Source organism: Pseudoxanthomonas sp. USHLN014 (assembly GCF_037153335.1).
GTDB classification, from domain to species: domain Bacteria; phylum Pseudomonadota; class Gammaproteobacteria; order Xanthomonadales; family Xanthomonadaceae; genus Pseudoxanthomonas_A; species Pseudoxanthomonas_A winnipegensis.
Genome location: NZ_JBBCKO010000005.1, coordinates 220,933 through 240,578 on the forward strand (window position 1 = coordinate 220,933; position 19,646 = coordinate 240,578).

The 19,646-nt window shown below is 69.8% G+C and carries 14 protein-coding genes; 7 read left to right on the forward strand and 7 right to left on the reverse strand.

Annotated features, from left to right (window positions below; all coding sequences use genetic code 11):
- The first annotated feature begins 71 nt into the window (after positions 1–71).
- Entirely contained in the window at positions 72–731 is a 660-nt protein-coding gene (locus WFQ05_RS11540; RefSeq protein WP_130516983.1) for a protein-L-isoaspartate O-methyltransferase, read from the forward strand.
- Between the two features lie 33 nt (positions 732–764).
- Complete coding sequence (locus tag WFQ05_RS11545) at positions 765–2,153, forward strand: TolC family outer membrane protein (RefSeq protein ID WP_130535655.1); 1,389 nt, start codon at positions 765–767, stop codon at positions 2,151–2,153.
- 63 nt (positions 2,154–2,216) lie between these two features.
- Here the strand turns inward: WFQ05_RS11545 and WFQ05_RS11550 are convergent, their stop codons facing one another.
- On the reverse strand, positions 2,217–3,575 hold the full coding sequence (locus tag WFQ05_RS11550) for an ATP-binding protein (protein WP_130524311.1): 1,359 nt from the start codon (positions 3,573–3,575) through the stop codon (positions 2,217–2,219).
- A gap of 130 nt (positions 3,576–3,705) precedes the next feature.
- On the opposite strand from WFQ05_RS11550, the gene WFQ05_RS11555 reads away from it, so the two are divergent.
- The 4 genes from WFQ05_RS11555 to glp all read left to right on the forward strand — a co-directional run bounded on the left by WFQ05_RS11555 (position 3,706) and on the right by glp (position 7,632).
- Positions 3,706–4,071 carry a response regulator gene (locus WFQ05_RS11555; RefSeq protein ID WP_130516977.1) on the forward strand — a complete coding sequence of 122 codons (366 nt, stop codon included), beginning with the start codon at positions 3,706–3,708 and terminating at the stop codon, positions 4,069–4,071.
- Positions 4,072–4,204: 133 nt separating this feature from the next.
- Positions 4,205–5,689 carry a sensor domain-containing diguanylate cyclase gene (locus WFQ05_RS11560; protein ID WP_337053917.1) on the forward strand — a complete coding sequence of 495 codons (1,485 nt, stop codon included), beginning with the start codon at positions 4,205–4,207 and terminating at the stop codon, positions 5,687–5,689.
- Between the two features lie 79 nt (positions 5,690–5,768).
- A complete protein-coding gene (locus WFQ05_RS11565) occupies positions 5,769–6,389 on the forward strand; it encodes an NTP transferase domain-containing protein (RefSeq protein ID WP_337053918.1) in 621 nt (206 codons plus the stop codon).
- Positions 6,382–7,632 carry a gephyrin-like molybdotransferase Glp gene (gene glp, locus WFQ05_RS11570; RefSeq protein ID WP_337053919.1) on the forward strand — a complete coding sequence of 417 codons (1,251 nt, stop codon included), beginning with the start codon at positions 6,382–6,384 and terminating at the stop codon, positions 7,630–7,632. The genes WFQ05_RS11565 and glp overlap by 8 nt, the downstream gene beginning before the upstream one ends.
- Before the next feature lie 31 nt (positions 7,633–7,663).
- On the opposite strand, the gene WFQ05_RS11575 is transcribed toward glp, so the two are convergent.
- The 4 genes from WFQ05_RS11575 to WFQ05_RS11590 all read right to left on the reverse strand — a co-directional run bounded on the left by WFQ05_RS11575 (position 7,664) and on the right by WFQ05_RS11590 (position 15,781).
- Positions 7,664–9,961, reverse strand: coding sequence for an FdhF/YdeP family oxidoreductase (locus WFQ05_RS11575; RefSeq protein ID WP_337053920.1), 2,298 nt, complete (start codon positions 9,959–9,961; stop codon positions 7,664–7,666).
- An 80-nt stretch (positions 9,962–10,041) separates the two neighbouring features.
- Complete coding sequence (locus tag WFQ05_RS11580) at positions 10,042–11,568, reverse strand: tryptophan halogenase family protein (RefSeq protein ID WP_337053921.1); 1,527 nt, start codon at positions 11,566–11,568, stop codon at positions 10,042–10,044.
- Between the two features lie 80 nt (positions 11,569–11,648).
- Complete coding sequence (locus WFQ05_RS11585; RefSeq protein ID WP_337053922.1) at positions 11,649–14,669, reverse strand: TonB-dependent receptor; 3,021 nt, start codon at positions 14,667–14,669, stop codon at positions 11,649–11,651.
- 95 nt (positions 14,670–14,764) lie between these two features.
- Positions 14,765–15,781, reverse strand: coding sequence for a LacI family DNA-binding transcriptional regulator (locus WFQ05_RS11590; RefSeq protein WP_130524315.1), 1,017 nt, complete (start codon positions 15,779–15,781; stop codon positions 14,765–14,767).
- Positions 15,782–16,317: 536 nt separating this feature from the next.
- On the opposite strand from WFQ05_RS11590, the gene WFQ05_RS11595 reads away from it, so the two are divergent.
- Positions 16,318–16,530 carry a hypothetical protein gene (locus tag WFQ05_RS11595; RefSeq protein ID WP_130516958.1) on the forward strand — a complete coding sequence of 71 codons (213 nt, stop codon included), beginning with the start codon at positions 16,318–16,320 and terminating at the stop codon, positions 16,528–16,530.
- Between the two features lie 582 nt (positions 16,531–17,112).
- On the opposite strand, the gene alr is transcribed toward WFQ05_RS11595, so the two are convergent.
- Positions 17,113–18,234, reverse strand: coding sequence for an alanine racemase (alr, locus tag WFQ05_RS11600; protein ID WP_337053923.1), 1,122 nt, complete (start codon positions 18,232–18,234; stop codon positions 17,113–17,115).
- Complete coding sequence (locus WFQ05_RS11605; RefSeq protein WP_337053924.1) at positions 18,234–19,514, reverse strand: D-amino acid dehydrogenase; 1,281 nt, start codon at positions 19,512–19,514, stop codon at positions 18,234–18,236. Before WFQ05_RS11605 ends, alr begins: the two co-directional genes overlap by 1 nt.
- Positions 19,515–19,646: the final 132 nt, after the last annotated feature.

A 19,646-nucleotide genomic window follows, 5' to 3' on the forward strand; every position in this document is an offset into this window, starting at 1 on the left:
AGCACGCCTGCCGTGCCGCGCGCCGCTAGAATGCCCGCCCCGGTACACCGACACGCCCCCCGAGCACGCCCATGACGATCAACTACGCCCAAGCCCGCGAAAACATGGTGGAACAGCAGATCCGTCCCTGGGACGTGCTGGAACCCCGCGTCCTGGACACGCTGGCCACCCTGCCGCGCGAGGCCTTCGTGCCGCCGGCGCACCGCGCGGTGGCCTATGCCGATCTGGAACTGCCGCTGGGCCACGGCCAGCGCATGATGAAGCCGGTGGTCGAAGGCCGCGTCCTGCAGGCGCTGGACGTGCAGCCCGGCGAGGATGTGCTGGAAATCGGCACCGGCAGCGGCTTCCTCACCGCCTGCCTGGCCGCGCTGGGCCGCGAAGTGGTCAGCCTGGAGCTGCACCCCGAGCTGGCCGCCTTCGCCCAGGCCAACCTGCAGGCCGCGGGGCTGGGCAGCAACGTGCGCATCGAAACCGCCGACGCGCTGGCCTGGACCACCGACCGCAAGTTCGACGCGGTCTGCATCACCGCCGCGGTGGACACCCTGCCGCTGGGCTTCATGGAACTGGTGCGTCCGGGCGGACGCCTGTTCGTGGTGCGCGGCCGCTCGCCGGCCATGGAAGCGGTGCTGGTGCACAACGACACCAGCGGCGCGCGCATCGAATCGTTGTTCGAGACCGATGCGCTGGGTTATCTGGTCGGCGCCGCGCCGGTCCCTGCGTTCGTCTTCTAAGCGCTTGGCACAAACTTTCAAGGAACTCCCACGATGAGCCGTCTCCCCCTCGTTCTCGCCGTCGCGCTGGCGCTGCCCTCGGCCGCCTCGGCCACCGACCTGATGCAGACCTATGAAATGGCCCGCAACGGCGACCCGACCCTGGCCCAGGCCGAAGCCGCGCGCCTGTCGCAGAAGGAAGGGGTGGTCCAGGCCCGCGCCACGCTGCTGCCGCAGGTCAACGGCACCGCCTCGCTCGGGCGCTCCAGTTCCAAGGTCACCCATGGCGGCGAGTGGATCGACAGCCCGCGCTCGCGCGACTACGCCGTGACGGTGAACCAGAGCCTGATCAACTTCGGCGACTACGCCCGGGTCAACTCGCAGCGCGCGCTGAGCCAGGCGGCGGATTTCGACCTGGATTCGGCCAACGACTCGCTGATCACGCGCACCTCGGCGGCCTACTTCAATGTGCTGATCGCGATCGAGACGCTGGCCTCGGCCGAGGCCGCGCAGGCCGCGTTCCAGAAGCAGTTCGACTACGCGCAGAAGCGTCTGGACGTGGGCCTGGCCCCGATCACCGACGTGCACGAAGCCCGCGCCTCCTACGACAGCGCGCGCGCCACGGTCATCACCCAGCGCAACGCGCTCAAGGACGCCTACGAGGCCCTGACCGAGATCACCGGCCAGCCGGTGACCAACCTGCGCGGCCTGCCGGACGACTTCAAGCCGCAGCTGCCCTCGCAGTACAGCGCCGATGGCTGGGTCGACACCGCGCTGGCGCAGAATCCGCAGCTGAAGTCGCTACAGCTGCAGGTGCAGTCGGCCGACTCCGGCATCAGCGCCGCGCGCGCCGGCCATCTGCCGACCCTGAGCCTGAGTGGCAGCTACGGCCGCAGCGCCAACTGGGGCGGCGACGCGGACACCGGCACGGACGGTTCGCGCCGTGGCGAGTACGACTCGCGCTCGATCGGCCTGACCCTGAACGTGCCGATCTTCTCCGGCGGCGCCACGCAATCGCAGGTGCGCCAGGCCGTCGCCCAGCGCGATTCGGCCCAGGATGCCTTCGAACAGCAGCGCCGCGCGGTGGTGCGCAACACGCGCAACGCCTACCAGGTGCTGGAGGCCGGCATCAGCGAGATCGAGGCCCGTCGTTCGGCCGTGGTCTCCGCGCGCAGCGCCTACGACGCCTCGCAGGTCGGCCTGGAAGTGGGCACCCGCACCGTGCTGGACGTGCTGACCAACCAGAACAACCTGGTCGCCGCGCAGGAGCAGTACTCGCTGGCCAAGTACAACTTCCTGCAGAACCGCCTGCTGCTGGAGGCCGCCGCCGGCACGCTGGACGCGGCCGACCTGCAGGACGTCAACGCCCTGCTCAGCGCCGATGCCAATACCCGCCTGAGCGACGACGACGTCAAGGCGATCGGCGTGCCCAAGGCGCAGTAAGGCGTCCCGCATCCGGCAAGCAACGACGGCCGCGCAAGCGGCCGTCGTGCTTTACGGACCCGCTCAGGCCGCGTGGATCGCGACCGGCGCGTGCGCGCTGGCGCTCTCGGCCTGCGGAAACCACAGGCTCATCACCGTGCCGCGGCCCAGCGCGGTGTCCACATCGATGAAACCGCCGCTGTGGCGCATCAGCGCATAGACCTGCGCCAGGCCCAGGCCGGTGCCCTGCCCCTCGGGCTTGGTGGTGAAGTAGGGCTCGAACAGCCGCGACAGCGTTGCCTGGTCCATGCCCGTGCCGGTGTCGGCCACCGACAGCACCACGTATTGGCCACTGGCGCGCGAGGGCGTGGCGCCATCGCTGGCGATGGACTGGTGCGAGAACGACACGGTGATCTGGCCGCGGTTCTGGCAGGCATCGCGGGCGTTGATGCACAGGTTCATCACCGCCTGGCCGATGGCGTGCGGATCGCCCTGGGTGATCAGCGCCTGCGGCGCGGGTTCGACCACCAGCACCATGTCCGGGCCCAGCGACTGGCGCATCAGCTCGGCCATGGACGTGGCCACCTCGCGCAGGTCCAGCGCCTCGAAGCGCGGCGGATGCCTGCGCGAGAACGCCAGCAGCCGGCGCGCCAGCATCGAGGCATGGTGCAGCGCCTCCTGCCCGCGCCCCAGCAGCTTGCGCTGCAGCGGGGTGAGCTGCTCGGGCGTGTCGGTGACCACGCTGATGGCCGCCACCGCGGTCTGCAGCATGTTGTTGAAGTCGTGGGCGATGCCGGCCACCAGTTGGCCGACCGCCTCGCCCTTCTGCGCCTGCAGCGAGGCCAGCTCGGCCGAATCGCGCGCGCGCTCGGCCAGGCTGCGCGCGGCCTCGGCGATGTCCACCTGCCCGCGCAGCGCCTCGGCCGCATGGCGCTCGGCCTCGGCCTGCTCCTGGGTCTGGGTGAGCGAGGATTCCAGGAAGTCGGCGTGGCGCGCGGTCACCAGCTCGCGCAGCTCGGCGCCCTGCAGCTGCGAGGTCAGGCTCTCGTTGATCAGGCGCAGCGCGTGTTCGGAGCGCAGGCGATCGGTGACGTCGCGGCACATGGCCAGCAGCAGCACCGGCTGGCCGCGGTCCAGGGCCAGCGGGCTGACGATCACCGACCAGATCCGCTCCTGGTCGCGCAGGGTCTGGATGGCGCCCTGGAACTCGTTGCGCTGGCCCACGCAGGCCAGGCGCACGGCCTCGCGGGCGATCGCCCGCATCGCCGGCGTCCACAGGTCGTGCCAGTGCCGGCCGACCACGTCGTGACGGCCGTAGGCCTCCAGCAGCTCCAGCCCACGCTGGTTGACCGAGACCACGCGGCCGCCGCCATCGAGTTCGAAAATGCTGTCACCGGACAGCTCGACGATCTGACGGTAGTGGTCTCGCGAAAAGGCTGGCATGGGAACTCCGCAACGCTCCCCGCCGTAACTGCTGCGGCGGGCACCACCCCAGCCTAGCCGAGGTCACCCCCCTTTCACAGCGCTGTGACGATTATTCGGCCTACTCGGGTCTTCAGGTTTTCCGCGTCACATGGCTCCTATCCCAATGATCCTCATCGTCGAGGATGACGCGGGTGCGCGCGAGATCGCGGCCCTGATCCTCGAAGCCGAGGGCTATCAGGTCACGCAGGCCAACGGCGGCAACCAGGCGCTGCAGCTGCTGGAGAGCGGCGCCGCCTTCGATCTGGTCTTCAGCGACATCAACATGCCCGGCGGCATGGACGGCATCCAGCTGGCCCGGCGCGTGGCCGATCTGGATGCGCAGATCCCGGTGGTGCTGACCTCCGGCCATGCCGAGGGCTCGTTCCGCGACTTCCCGACCAACGCCCGGTTCCTGCCCAAGCCATACAACCGGCAGGCCCTGCTGGGCATGCTGCGCCAGCAGCTGGCGCGCTAGCCGGCCGGGCATCCTTCATCCACTCCCGGCGAGGTCTGGGGCAAGATTCGTCGCAGAAGACGTTGGCGGCAGGCCGGCGTGAGTCGCGATCACACCACCGCGCGCGCCCGGGAGGGGGGCCACCGGAATGAACATGTCCGACCCGCCCCGCCGGCGATGGCTGCCCGAGTTGCTGCGCGGATTCGTGCTGGCCGTCTGCCTGTTGTTCGCCGGGGCCGAGTACTGGCATGGGCTGGAGACCCGGCGCGAGGCGACCGAACAGATCTATTCGGACGCGGGCAACCTGGCGCGTTCGGTCAGCCAGCACGCAGGGGATTCGATGCTGGTGGCCGACGCCGTGCTGTCCGGCATCGTCGAGAACCTGCGCATCGAGGGGGCCACGCCGCGCGACCTGGCCCGGCTGGACGATTATCTGCGCGAAGAGGCCAGCCGTTCGGGCCGCATCCATGGCCTGTTCGTCTACGACGCGCAGGGCCGCTGGATCGCCTCGTCGCTGGACCACCTGCCGCCCAACATGAACAACTCCGACCGGGCCTATTTCAAGCATCACCAGGCGGTGGACGACAGCTTGCCATGGGTGGGCCCGCCGGTGCGCAGCCGCTCGGACAACCAGTGGATCCTTACCGTCAGCCGCCGCTACAACGATGCGCGCGGGCAGTTCGCCGGTGTGGTGCTGGCGAGCATCCGCTCGGCGTATTTCGCCGAACACTACCGCGGCTTCGACGTCGGCCGGCATGGTGCCATCACCCTGCTCGACGATGCGGGGATGGTCTGCGCGCGCTCGCCCGAACTCAATGCCGTCGGCCAGGACTTCTCGCACAGCGACCTGTTCGCGCGGCTGCGCGGCGCGCCGGCCGGTTCGCTGGTCTACGTGTCGCCGTTGGACCATACCCGGCGGATCAGCGGCTTCCAGCACGTCGAGGGCTTCCCGCTGATCGCCGTGGCGGCGCTGTCCGAGGACGAGGCTCTGGCCGCCTGGCGCGGCTCGGTGCGCACCCACGCGCTGCTGACGCTGTTCACCGTGGTGCTGCTGGCCGGCCTGGGCGAATGGCTGCGCCGCCAGCTGCTGGCGCGCCAGGCGGCGCAGGAGCAGCTCGAGACGCTGGTGCGCACCGACGCACTGACCGGCCTGGCCAACCGCCGCGCCTTGGACGAGACGCTGGCCGATGCATGGGCCCGCGCGCGCCGCGAGGGCACGCCGCTGGGGCTGCTGCTGGCCGATCTGGACCACTTCAAGAATTTCAACGACACCTATGGCCACCAGGCCGGCGATGTCTGTCTCACCCGGGTGGCGCAGGTGCTCAAGCAGAGCGCGCGGCGACAGGGCGATCTGGCCGCGCGCTATGGCGGCGAGGAGCTGGCCCTGGTCCTGCCCGGCTGCGATGCCGACGCCCTGCGCGCGATGGGCGAGGCCGTGTGCCGCAACGTGCGCGCGCTGAAGATTCCCCACGCCGAGAGCTACAGCGCCAGCGTGGTCACCATCAGCGTCGGCGCGGTGGCGCTGTGGCCGAGCCGCATGGGCGAGGACGAAGGCCCGGCCACCTTGATCCATCTGGCCGACCTGGCCCTGTACGACGCCAAGGCCGGCGGCCGCAATCGCATGGTGATGCGCTCATGAGCCGGCGCGTGGAGGCGACATCGCGAACACAAGCACGGGCCACAGGCGCGCCGGGCGGCCGGCGCTAACATCGGTCGCGATGACCACGCCTCGGCCTGCCTCGACCGACGCCCCCCTCGCACTGCACGGCCTGGTCCTGGCCGGCGGCGCGAGCCGGCGCATGGGCCGCGACAAGGCGGCGCTGGTCTACGACACCCAGCCGCAGCTCGAGGTGGCCTTCGCCCTGCTGCAGACGCAGGTGCAGCGCTGCCTGGTATCGGTGCGCGCCAACCAGCAGGACGACCCGCTGCGGGCGCGCTTCCCGCAGCTGCTCGATCGGCATCACGACATCGGCCCGGCCGCCGGCCTGCTCGCCGCGCATGCGTCCGCGCCCCAGGCCGCGTGGCTGGTCATCGCCTGCGACCTGCCGGGGCTCGAGGCGGCCACGCTGCGGCGGCTGACCGCGGCCTTCGTCCCGGGCGACGGTGCGGTGGCCTTCCGCAGCGCCGGCGACGGCCTGCCCGAGCCGCTGTGCGCGCTCTGGGCACCGCCCGCGCTGCAGCGCCTGCGCCGCCAGGTCGAGGGCGGACACTTCGGTCTGCGCCGCGCAATGGACGCCGACGACGTGCGCCTGCTCGCGCCGCAGGCGGCGCAGGTGCTGGACAACGCCAACACGCCCGAGGACCTGGCGCGGCTGCGCGGCGAGGTGCGGCATGGCTGATCCCTGCGCGGGCGAAGGCCTGCTGTCCTACGAAGCCGCGCTGGCCCGGCTGATCGCCTCGGCCGGCGCGCTGCCGGCCGAAGCCTGCGCCACCGACCAGGCGGCCGGGCACGTGCTGGCCGAAGCGGTGCGCGCGCAGGCGGCGCTGCCGCCGTTCGACAACGCCGCCATGGACGGTTACGCGCTGCGCAGCGATGGCCGGGCCATCGCTGCCGGCAGCGTGTGGCCGATCGCCGGACGCGTGGTCGCCGGCGACGCGCCGCCGCAGGCGCCGGCCGCGGCCTGGGAGATCATGACCGGCGCGGCGCTACCGCCGGGCGCGGACAGCGTGGTGCCCTACGAGCGCACCGAGCGCCTGGACGCGGCGCGCATGCGCGTCCTGGAAGACCTCGCACCGGGGCGCCACATCCGCCGCGCCGGCAGCGACCTGCAGCCCGGCGACCCGATCGCCACGGCCGGCACGCCGGTCGATGCCACGCTGCGGATGTTGCTGGCCGCGGCGGGGATCGGGCAGGTCCAGGTCGGGCGCGCGCCGCGCGTGGCGATCCTGTCTACGGGCGACGAACTGGTCACCGATGCGGACGCCCCGCTGCGGCCGGGCCAGATCCGCGCCAGCAACGGTCCCTTCCTGCAGACCGCGCTGACCGAGCTCGGCGCGCGCGTGATGGCCTGCCGCACCCTGGGCGACGACCCGGCGCAGTTCGCCGCCGCGCTGGCCGAGGTCGTGGTCGAGTCCGATCTGGTGCTGACCACCGGCGCGGTCTCGGCCGGCGTGCACGACTTCGTTCCGGCCGCGCTGGGCAAGGCCGGTGCGCAGCTGCTGTTCCAGGGCGTGGCCATCCGTCCGGGCAAACCGCTGCTGGCCGCGCGTCTGGCGCAGGGCCCGCTCCTGCTGGGGCTGCCGGGCAATCCGGTCGCCACCGTGCTGGGATTTCGCTTCTTCGCCGTGCCCCTGCTGCGGCACTGGCGGGGTAGACCGCCCGAACGGCCGTTGCTGGCCCGCCTTGCCGAACCGGTGCGCGGGAGCGGGGCGTTGCGTGGCTTTCTCAAGGCGCGCGTCAGCCACGACGGGGACGGCACGCTGCGCGTGCGCGTCCTGGCCGGGCAGGAGTCCTTCCGTATCGCCTCGCTGCTACAGGCCAACGCCTGGGCGACGCTGGCGCCCGACGCCGACGCGCTGCCCGCCGGCGCACGCGTGGAGGTCTATCCGCGCGATTCCGACGGCGGCTGGCGCTTCGACTGAGCACCGCTCCGGCGATGCGCAGCACCCGCCCTCAGGCCGCGGCGCTGACCTTGACCGGCACCGACTTGTAGGTCGGCGTGCCGGACTGCCGGTCGTAGCTCTCCAGCGGCACCAGGCAATTGCCTTCCGGGTAGTACATCGCCGCGCAGCCGCGCGGGATGTCGTAGGCCACTGCGGTGAAGCCGCGCACGGTGTGGTCCTCGCCGTTCGCGCCGGGCAGGCGCGAGGCCACGTCGATCAGATCGCCCTGCTCCAGCCCCAGCATGGCCAGGTCTTCGGCGTTGAGGAACACCACGTCGCGCCGCCCGTGCACACCGCGGTAGCGATCGCTCAGGCCGTAGAGCGTGGTGTTGTACTGGTCGTGCGCGCGCAGCGTCGTCAGGGTCAGCAGGCCCGGCTGCGCCACCGGCGCGTCTTCGGCCAGCCCTTCGACGACCAGGAACTGCGCCTTCTTGCCCGGCCCGCCCCAATCGCGCACCGAGGCGCCGACGGGCAGGCGGAACCCGCCCGGGGTGCGGATGCGCTGGTTGTAGTCGCGGAAGATCGGGAACACCGCCTCGATCCCGTCGCGGATGCGGTCGTAGTCCTCGACCAGCCACGCCCAGTCGACCTTGCTGTGCGGCAGCAGCGCACCGGCCATGCCGGCGATGATCGCCGGCTCCGAGCGCAGCTGCTCCGACGCCGGCGTCAGCGCGCCCTGCGAGGCATGCACCATCGACATCGAATCCTCCACCGTCACCGACTGCGGGCCGCCGGCCTGCTCGTCGCGCTCGGTGCGGCCCAGGCACGGCAGCAGGAAGGTCTCCCTGGCCGGGATCAGATGCGAGCGGTTGGGCTTGGTGGCGATATGCACGGCCAGGTCCAGCGAACGCATCGCGGCGAAGCAGGCCTGCGGATCGGGCATGGCCACGGCCAGGTTGCCGCCCAGCGCGACGAAGGCCTTGGAGCGGCCGTCGCGGATGGCCTTCATCGCCTCCACCGCATCGTGCCCATGGCTGAGTGGGAAGGAGAACCCGTACTTGGCCTGGATGCCGTCGAGCAGCGCCTGGGTGGGCTTTTCGGTGATGCCGACCGTGCGGTCGCCCTGCACGTTGGAATGGCCACGGATCGGCGCGATGCCGGCGCCGGGCTTGCCCATGTTGCCGCGCAGGAGCAGCAGGTCGGCCATCAGGTGCACGTTCTGCGTGCCGCGCAGGTGCTGGGTCATGCCCATGCCGTAGCACAGGATCACGCGCTCGGCCTTGGCATAGACCTGGGCCGCGGCCTCGATGTCGGCGCGGGCCAGGCCCGAGGCCTGCACGATGTCCTCCCAGCGCGTGGCCTCGATGTCCGCGCGCAGCGCCTCGAAACCCTCTGTGTGTTCGCCGATGAAGGCGCGGTCGAGCAGCCCCGTGCCGCCGGCCGCGATGTCGTCCGCATCGGCCTGCAGCAGCCACTTCATCATGCCCTTGAGCATGGCCGCGTCGCCGCCGACCTTGACCTGGTAGTAGGCCTGGGCGATCTGCGTGCCGTGGTTGGTCAGCATCTCGGTCGGATGCTGCGGCGAGACGAAGCGCTCCAGGCCGCGTTCCTTGAGCGGATTGACCGCGACGATTGGCACGCCGCGCTTGGCCAGCGCCCGCAGCGTGGTGAGCATGCGCGGATGATTGGTGCCCGGATTGTGTCCGAAGCTGAAGAGCGCGTCGCAGTGATCGAAGTCCTCCAGCGTCACCGTGCCCTTGCCCACGCCGATGGACTGCGGCAGGCCCACGCTGGTGGCCTCGTGGCACATGTTGGAGCAGTCGGGGAAGTTGTTGGTGCCGAACTCGCGCACCATCAGCTGGTACAGGAACGCGGCCTCGTTCGACGCGCGCCCCGAGGTATAGAACTCGGCCATGTCCGGCGACGGCAGTGCACGCAGCGCGCGACCGATGCGCTCGAACGCCTCGTCCCAGCCGATCGGCATGTAGCGGTCGCTCTGGTGGTCGTAGACCATCGGCTCGGTCAGGCGACCGGCGTCCTCAAGCTGGTGGTCGTTCCACGCCCATAGCTCGCTGACACGGTGCCGGGCGAAGAACTCGGGGGTCGCGCGCTTGGCGGTGGCCTCCCAGCTGACCGCCTTGGCCCCGTTCTCGCAGAACTCGAAGGACGAGGTATGCGCCGGATCGGGCCAAGCGCAGCCCGGACAGTCGAAGCCATCGGGCTGGTTGACCCGCCGCAGCGCCGAGGTCTCGCGCGGCACGTCCATCTGGTCCTTCAGCGCCTTGGCCACCGCGCGCAGCGCGCCCCAGCCGCCCGCGGCGGCCTCGTAGTCCTCGACGCCGGGGACGTTCGGTTCATCGCTGGCCATGACGCACACCTGCCGCTTTGGGTCGGGCGCTCATGATGCCTGTCGCGCCCTGCGTGTCGCGTGCAGAAACCGCGCCCGGTTCAGCTGAGGCGCGGCGGCGGTGCGGCGCATGTCCGCGCAATGAACTGCTCGTGCGGCGGCATCGCGGCCACGCAGTTGTCCAGGACCTGGGCGACGCGACCGACGAACTGCTGGATCTGCGGCTCGGGGATGGCCGCCAGCAGTGGATGCTCCCGCCGCGGCACGATGCCTTGTCCGAGCAGGACCTGAACCCAGCTGCTGGTCGAGAAGAATTCCTCGCCATTGCGGTGATAGCGCCCGCTGCCGGCGAACAGGTCGATGACCTGCTGCAGCGAATCGGGGATCGCCATGGCGGCGCAATGCCGCCAGAAGTCACTGTCGTCGCGTTCGGTCGCCTTGTAGTGCAGGATCAGGAAGTCGCGGATGCGCTCCCATTCGAACACGGTCGTCTCGTTGTAGCGCCGCAGCAGGGCCGGATCGAAGCGCTTGTCGGGGAAGACGTCGAGCAGGCGCAACACCGCGTTGTGGACCAGCAGGATGCTGGTGGATTCCAGCGGTTCCATGAAACCACTGGCCAGCCCCATCGCCACCACGTTGCGCTCCCAGAAGCGCGCGCGCCGCCCGGTGGCGAAACGCAGCAGGCGCGGCTCGGCGCGCGCCGGCCCTTCCAGGCTGGACATCAGCTGCTCGGTGGCGGTCGCATCGTCCATGAAGGCGCTGCTGTAGACGTGGCCATTGCCGACGCGATGCTGCAGCGGGATATGCCACTGCCAGCCCGCCGTCCGTGCGGTCGAGCGGGTGAAAGGCTCGGGCGGCCCGGCCGGCGCACAGGGCACGGCCACGGCGCGATCGCAGGGAAGCCAGTGGCTCCAGTCCACCCAGGGCACCTGCAGGGCCTCGCCGAGCAGCAGGCTGCGGAAGCCGGAGCAATCGATGAACAGGTCGCCCTCGATGCGGCGACCGTCGGCCAGCACGACGGCCTCGACGAATCCGTCCTGCGCGCGCAGCGTCGCCTCGACCACGCGCCCTTCCACACGGACCACGCCCTGGCGCTCGGCCCGCTCGCGCAGATAGCCGGCATAGAGCGTGGCGTCGAAGTGGTAGGCATAGGCGATATCGGCCAACGGAGAGCCCGCCGGCGCATCGGCGGGCGCGGTCATGAAGCGCCCCTGCCGGGCCGCAAGGTTCTGCAGGACGTAGCGCCCGATATCGGCATCGGCCCGCCCCGCGCGGACTTCGTGCAGCCAGAGCTGATGGAAGGCCAGCGGCCCCATGTCGTAACCGACCGCCCCGAAGCCATGCATGTAGGCATCTCCGGGCCGGCGCCAGTCGCGGAACTCGATCCCGAGCTTGAACGTGCCCTGCGTGCGCCGGACGAACTCCCCCTCCTCCAGTCCCAGGACCTGCCGGTTGAAATAGCGCACGTTCGGCACGGTGGCCTCGCCCACGCCGACGATGCCGATCTCCTCCGATTCCACCAGCTGGACCCGGCAATGGGGCAGATGACGGATCAAGGCCGCGGCGGCCGACCAACCGGCCGCGCCCCCGCCGACCACCACGATGCTGGCGATGCTCTCTGATGCCACGTGCGCGCTCCCCATGTCCTCACAAGACAAGGCCCGCTTGCGCGGGCCATGTCTTTACTACGATGCCAATGCCGCAGTGCTTACCAGGTCACACGCGCGCTGAGGAACAGCGTACGCGGCGGGGTGTAGCTGACGGCGGTGTTGGTGTCGTTGTAGGTGACCATAGGCGAGTACACGCCGCCGGAGCCGTAGTTGATGAAGTAGCTGCTCAGGTTGTCCCAGTTGAAGACATTGATCATGTCGGCGCGCACCTGGACGGTGACGTTCTCGGTGACGTGCATGTCCTTGGACAGGGACAGGTCGAACTGACGGGTGCCGAAGATCGGGCCGCCCACCAGGAACTTCTGACCCGGCAGGTCCTTCAGCGCGGCAACGTACGCCGGGCCAGGCGCCGCACCCCAGGTGTCCGGCGTGGCCGAGACGTTGAGGGGCTGGGTCGTAGCCAGGGTCAGCTTGCCGGACAGGCTGATCTCCCACGGCAGGTCGTAGGTCCCGGTCAGCACCAGGCGATGCTTGGGTACCGCCTGCAGGTTGATGAACGGGTAGTCATGGATGCTCGCCGCATCGAACGAGTAATGCTCGTCGCCGCCGCGGTTGCCCTTGGCGTCGGAGAACGTATACGCCGCCGAGAAGGCCCAGCCCGATTCCTTGGTGTACGGCTTGTCGGCCGACAGCAGCAGCTGCTTGGTCTTGGTCTCGATGCCGTTGTCGCCCAGGATGATGGTCCCAAGGCCGGTGGCGTTGTGGCCCCAGGGCTGGCTGCTGCCATCCCAGAAGCTGCCATCCGGATAGCGGGCACCCAGGGTGAAAGCGAAACCGTCCTTGCTGTGCACGTAGGCCAGCGTGGCCGAGGTGTTCCAGTCGCCCATCTGGTGGCGCAGGCCCAGCGAGAACTGGTCCGAATACGGCGTCTTGAGGTCGTTGTTGAGCATGTCGACCTCGGTGCCAGCGCGCGAGGTCGGGTCGACCACCAGGCCCGACACGGCATCGATGCCGGACAGGTAAGACGGATTCCAGTTCACGCACTCCTGCGGCACCAGGGCGGCGCAGGACCCGGACTCGATGAACTTGACCGTGTACTGCGACAGCGCGCCCTTGACCTGCTCCAGGCCCAGGTAGTCGTAGAGATTGCGGTCGTAGCTGCGGCCGGCGCCACCGAACAAGACCCAGCGCTGGTCGGCGTTGAAGTCATACGAGAAGCCCAGGCGCGGAGCGATGTTGCCCTTCTGCGCCTTGCGGTTGTTGCCGGTGCTGATGTAGTCGTTCATGTCCACTCCGCCCTTGGCCATCGTCTGGGCGAAGGTCTGGCCGGCCGGCGCATTGGGATCCTGCGAATTGATCGCGTCGACGACAGCCTGCGGCGTCTGGAAATCGAGGTACGAGGGCACCTTCTCGTAGTCCCAGCGCACGCCCAGGTTCAGCTGCAGCTTGTCGTTGACGTCCCAGTCGTCCTGGATGTACAGGCCGATCTGCTTGTCCTTGGTGGTGACCTTGGGCGAGAAGCCCTCGTAGGGATAGTTGAAGACGACCTGATAGGGGATGGACTGAGTACCACCACCATCGGTCACCGCGTAATAGAACGACGGATTGACGGTGGAATTCTCGCTCTGGGTCAGCTCCACATCCTTGTACTTGACGCCCATCTTGATGACATGGTCGCCGTGCCAGCTGAAGCTGTTGAACGTCAGGTCGTCCTGGAACGCCGGGCCCTTCTGCCCCTTCTGCTGGATGGACAAGCCCGAGGTCGCACCGTCGTAGATCAGGACATCGTTCTGGTTCTGTCGGGCCGTGTAGACCTGCTGACCACCAAACACCCTGGCGGTCGGGTTGAACAGGACATCTTCGTAAGTGATCCGCGCCTCGTTGAAGAAGCCCTCACCGTAGTGTTCCCACTTCAGGTCGTAGCGGTGTTCCTTGTTGTTGTTGATCTTGGCCGCCTGCGCGGTGGTACTGCCGCCGATACTGTCGATGCTGTCCTCGCGGCGCACCTTGGCGGTCAGCTCCAGGCGATCGTTGTCGCCGATCTCCCAGTCGATCTTGCCGAAGTACAGGTCCTCGTTGAACGGGCGGGTGATCGGGCCGTACTTGGCCTGCACCGACGCCGGCAGGTCATCGGAATAAGACAGGAAGTTGTTGTTGGTCACCGCGACCGGGTCGGCCGGGATCTCGAAGCCCTTGCCTTCGTAGGCCACGAAGAAATGCATCTTGTCCTGGATGATCGGACCGCCCAGCGCGAAGCCGTACTCGTTCTGGTGGGTCTTCTGCTTGCCGTCGGCGGACTGCTCCTCGGCCACGGTCGGCTTGCGCCAGTCGGAGTTGGTCATGCGACCGAACACTTCGCCGTGGAACTCGTTGGTGCCCGACTTGGTCGCCGCCACGATCGCCGCCGAACCGACCTGGTCGAACTCGGCCTTGTAGTTGGACGTGATGACCTTGTACTCGCCGATGGCCAGCTGCGGGAACGGGTTGCCCGCGCTCTGCTGCTGACCGGACACGCCGCCAAACAGGTAACTCTTCTGGCCCACGCCGTCGATGTAGACGTTGACCGCCGAGGTCTGCTGCGCGCCGCCGCGGATATCGCTATGGCCCGAGGAGTCGGTGGTGAACTGCATGCCCGGCACGGTGTCGGCGAACTCGAGGAAGTTGCGCGTCAGCTGCGGGACCGAGTTGATCTGCTGCAGCGACACGTTGGTGCCGACCTCGGAGGTCTTGACCTCCTGCAGCGGCGGCGCCTTGACGCGCACCGTGTCCAGCTCCTTGGCGTCGCCGGCCGGCGCCGCGTCCGCGGCCTGCATGTCCAGGCTGACCGAGGTGGCCACGGCCAGGGTGACGGTCTTTTCCACGCCGCCGGCCTGGATCTTGTAGGTACCCGGCGGCAGGCCGACCAGGGCGTAGCTGCCGTCGGCGCTGGCGGTCACGCGGCGGCTCAGGCCGGTGGCGGTGTTGGTGGCGGTGACGTCCGCGCCGCTTTCGGCCTTGCCGCGAAGCGTGGCGTTGGACGACTGCGCGAACGCAGGCACCGAGGCGACCATGCAGCCGGCCAGTGCGATGGCCAGGATGCTGCGGGACGGGGAGCGGGAGATGGCGTGCTTATTCTTCATGACGGTGCCCTCCTTAGGGCAGTCGGATCGCGTGTTTTTCTTGTGGGACGTGTCGTGCGGGAAAGCGGGAAGAAGACAGCGGCTGGACGGAGGGGTCAGGCCATGCGGCGCTCCGGGGTGGCACTGGAGTCGCGCACGACCAGGTGCGGGATCAGCGGGGCGGTATCGACCGGCGTGCCGGACTCGCCGCCCAGGGCCGGGTGCTGCAGCAGCAGATGCAGGGCGCGCGCGCCCAGGCTGGCGATGTCCACGCGCATGGTGGTCAGCGCCGGGTTGACGTAGCGCGCCATCGGCACATCGTCGAAGCCGGCCACCGCGATGTCCTCGGGCACGCGCAGGCCGGCCTTGCGCAGGGCGAACAGGCAGCCCAGCGCGGTCATGTCGTTGGCCGCGAACACCGCATCGGGGCGCTCGCCGGCGGCGAAGGCCTCGCCCGCGGCATAGCCGGAGGCCTCGTCGAAGTTGCCCTGCACCACCCAGGGTTCGGCCGCATCGGCGACCGTGGCCAGCGCCTCGCAGTAGCCGCGCAGGCGCTCGCGGGCATCGAAGTTGTCCTCGGGCCCGGCGATGAAGGCGATGCGGCGATGGCCGACGTCCAGCAGGTGCCGGGTCATGGCGAAGGCGCCGCCGTGGTTGTCCACGTTGAGCACGGCCGCGCGCGGGCTGCCGGCGCAGTTCATCAGCACCGCCGGCACGTCCGGCGCCAGGGCCTCGTCCAGGGATTCGACGCTGCCCAGGAACGGCGACATCACCAGCACGCCGTCCACCCGCCCGGGCGTGGCGCGCAGCGCATCGCGCTGCTCGGCCAGGCTGCCGTGGCAGCTGGAGACCAGCAGGTGCAGGCCGCGTTCGCGCGCGGCGTGATCGATGCCGCGCATCAGCTCGGAGAAGAACTCGCCGTACAGGTCGGGCAGGACCACGCCGATGGTGTGTGTGCGGCGGCTGCTCAGCGCGCGGGCGGCATGGTGCGGGCTGTAGCGCAGCTCACTGGCGACCTGCAGGATGCGGGCCCGCACCTCGTCGGCGACGTACTGGCGCCCGTTGAGGGCACGCGACACGGTGGCCACGGACACCTCGGCGGCGCGGGCGACGTCCTTGATCGTGACGTTCATCGACGCGACGTGCCGGCGGTGACACACAGGGAACGACCGCCCGTCCGGGACCCGGCGGCCTGCTGCAGTGCAGCATCAAATTGGTGCGTGGCGTGCGGATTGGCTGTGGCGTTTGGCACTGGAAGCTCTCCTCTTCCGGGCCTCGGGTTCGTTGGCGGGCGGCACCGTATCAGGAGTTGCAACCGCTTACATGCTGCGCCGCAAGATGCACATCCGGGCCCGGATGTGTCATTGCGCACCACACGGGTGCGCATGCACCAAATAACGGATTCTTAAGGGTTTCGGATCAGAGGCCAGTCTGGGGTTTTGCGCAGTTGCCGAAGCGGACCCTGCGCCTGTGCCGCGCCTTCCTCGCCAACTGCGCAAAAAATCGGGGGCCGCCAGCGGACAGCGCATGTCCCTTTTGGGCCATGGCGCGGTCATCCGGGCGCCATCGGGCGCGACATCGCACCGGCCCCGGGGCTCGCCGGCTTGATCGTCGGCGCGGCCGCGCTAGGATGGCCGGGCCGCTGGGGAGCGGCCCTGCAGGGGGAACCATGCCGATCCAACGCGAACTCGTACAGGAACGTGTGTCCACGGCCGCAACGCAGCTGGCTGGCTTCGCGCGCAGCAGCCGCGACGATCAGCGCACCTGGGCGATCAAGCTGCTGGCTGCCGCCACCCGCGACCTGCCGCCGGGCGAACGCGCCGCCGTGCAGGCCGGCTTCTGCGAGGTCATGCGGATGTTCGAGCTGGCCGAGACGCGGTAGCCGGTCTGCCTGCCCTGGCGGTAGCCGGGCGATTGGAAATCCGCGCGGGCACGTCGAGACCCGCCCTCAGCAAACTTGGCTTGAAGGCGTCATCCCCGCGAACGCGGGGATCCAGGGACGTTCGTCCAGATCGCGCAACGTCCATGGGCTCTCACCTTCGCGGGAGCGACGGGTCCGATGATCCTCCGTGCGCCGAAGAGCGTGCTCGATATCGCAGATCTGTCTTGTCATCCCCGCGAACGCGGGGATCCATGGACGCTGACCCAGGCCGCGCGACGTCCATGGACTCCCGCTTTCGCGGGAGTGACGGTTCCGGGGATCTGCCCGTGCGCCGGAACGCGCGCTCGATATCGCACACATCCCCCGTCATCCCCGCGAAGGCGGGGATCCAGTGCCTTGCGCGCGGAGAAGATGAAGTCGCTGGACCCCGCGTTCGCGGGGATGACGACTTGGAGGCTTGAGGGATGGCGACCTTTGAGGCTTTTGAGATGGCGAGCTTCGAGACTCGGAGGAAGACGAGGCTCCAAGCTCGGAAGACAGCGAGACCCTAGGCTTGCAGAGCAGCGGAAGCGCGCGACTCGATCAGCCAGACGCCGACGCCGTAGACGCAACGCGCGCGGCGGATCCCATCGGGGCATCGAGATATTCGCGGCGCACACGCTTGAGGCCGCACAGCAGCGCATAAGGGCTGGTGCTGCAGGTCTCGGCGATCCGGGTCGCGGTGGGCGATGCGCCCCAGAAGGTCACGCGGCTGCCGACATCGGCGCCGGGCAGATCGGTGATGTCCACGGTCAGCATGTCCATCGACACGCGCCCGATCACGCGCGTGGTCTGGCCATCGACCAGCACCGGCGTGCCGTTGGGCGCCCGCTGCGGATAGCCGTCGGCATAGCCCATCGCGGCCACGCCGATGCGCATCGGCACAGGCGCGGTGAAACGCGCGCCATAGCCGACTGACTCGCCGGCCGGCAGGTCGCGCACGGCGATCAGCGCCGATTCCAGCTGCATCACCGGCCGCAGCGGGTGCGCCGGCCCCGCGTCCAGCGCGAACGGGCTGGCGCCGTAGAGCATCAGCCCGGGGCGCACCCAGTCGCTGCGGATGCCGGGCCAGCCCAACAGCGCCGGCGAGTTGTTGAAGCTGGTCGGCCCGGCGAAGTCGGCCGTGGCCTGCTCGAACACGCGCCGCTGGACCTCGCTGAAGTCGCTGTCCAGCTCGTCGGCGCGCGCCAGGTGGCTCATCGCCACCACCGAGGCGATCTTCGGATCGCGCTGCAGCGCGACCAGCGCCTCGGCGAACTGCGCCGGCGACAGGCCGAGGCGGTGCATGCCGCTGTCCAGCTTCAACCACACGTGCAGCGGCTGCTGCGGGCTGTAGCGCGCCAGCGCCTGCAGCTGCCAGGGTGAGGCCACCGCGGTCCACAGCCGGTGGTGATCGATCAGCGGCAGCTCGGCCGCCTCGAGGAAGCCTTCCAGCAGCAGGATCGGCGTCTCGATACCGGCCTCGCGCAGCTCGATGGCTTCCTCCAGGCAGGCCACGCCGAAGGCGTCGGCGATGCCGGTCAGCGCGCGCGCGCAGCGCACCGCGCCGTGGCCGTAGGCGTCGGCCTTGACCACCGCCACGGCCTTGCCGCCGCGCAGGCGCTTGGCCAGCAGGTAGTTGTCCTGCAGCGCGCCCAGGTCGATCAGTGCACGGGCCGGGCGCATCAGGCGGCCGCGCCGCGGGCGGCGCTGTTGCGGTAACGGGACATGTCCAGGCCTTCGGTGTCGATCGCCGGCGCGTGGCCCGCCATCAGGTCGGCCAGGTAGCGGCCCGAGCCGCACGCCATGGTCCAGCCCAGCGTGCCGTGCCCGGTGTTGGTGTAGAGATTGTCCAGCGGCGTGGCCCCGACCACGGGCGTACCGTCCGGCGTGGCCGGGCGCAGCCCGGTCCAGAACTGCGCCTGCTCCAGCGCGCCGCCCTGCGGATACAGGTCGCGCACGACCAGCTCCAGCGTCTCGCGGCGCTGCGGGTTGAGCACGTGGTCGTAGCCGGCCACCTCGGCCATGCCGCCCACGCGGATGCGCGCATCGAAGCGGGTCACGGCGACCTTGTAGCTCTCGTCCAGGATCGTGGACACCGGCGACATCGCCGGCTCAAGGATCGGCAGGGTCAGCGAATAGCCCTTGAGCGGATACACCGGCAGGTCCAGGCCCAGCGGCGCCAGCAGCCGCGGCGACTCGCTGCCCAGGGCCAGCACGTAGCGGTCGGCGGTCTCCAGCCGGCCGTCCAGGCGCACACCGGTGATGCGGCGGCCGTCGGCCTCGATCGCCTCGATGCGCGTGTCGTAGCGGAACTCCACCCCCGCCTCGCGCGCCATCGCCTCCAGCCGTCGGGTGAACAGATGGCAGTCGCCGGTCTGGTCGTTGGGCAGGCGCAGCGCGCCGACCAGCGCCACCGGCGCTGAAGCCAGCGCCGGCTCGTAGCGGGCGATGCCGGCCGGGTCGAGCAGTTCGTAGGGCACGCCGTACTCGTCCAGCACCGCCACGTCCTTGGCCGCGCCGTCCAGCTGGGCCTGGGTGCGGAACAGCTGGATGGTGCCCAGGCGCCGGCCTTCGTAGGCGATGCCGGTGGCGGCGACCAGCTCGTCCAGGCAGTCGCGGCTGTATTCGGACAGGCGCACCATGCGCGCCTTGTTGCGCGCGTAGTGCGCGCTGGTGCAGTTGGCCATCATCTGCAGCAGCCAGCTGTACTGGCGCGGGTCCAGGCCGGGCTTGATCGCCAGCGGCGCGTGCTTCTGGAACAGCCACTTGAAGGCCTTGGCCGGCACGCCCGGCGCCGCCCACGGCGAGGCATAGCCCGGCGAGATCTGGCCGGCGTTGGCGAAGCTGGTCTCCAGGGCCGGGCCGAGCTGGCGATCGACCACGCACACCTCGAACCCGGCCTGAGCCAGGTACCACGCGGTGGTCGTGCCGATCACGCCACTTCCCATCACCAGCACACGCATGGCCTCACCTTGTCGTTCGTCAGGCCCATCGCGGCCAGCGGAGAAAACCTTACCCGAACCCCTCCGGCAGATTGGCCGCGTTCGCCACCCCTGCGCGGTGAAAGCTTGAGGTCTGGCGCGGTTGCGCGGCAC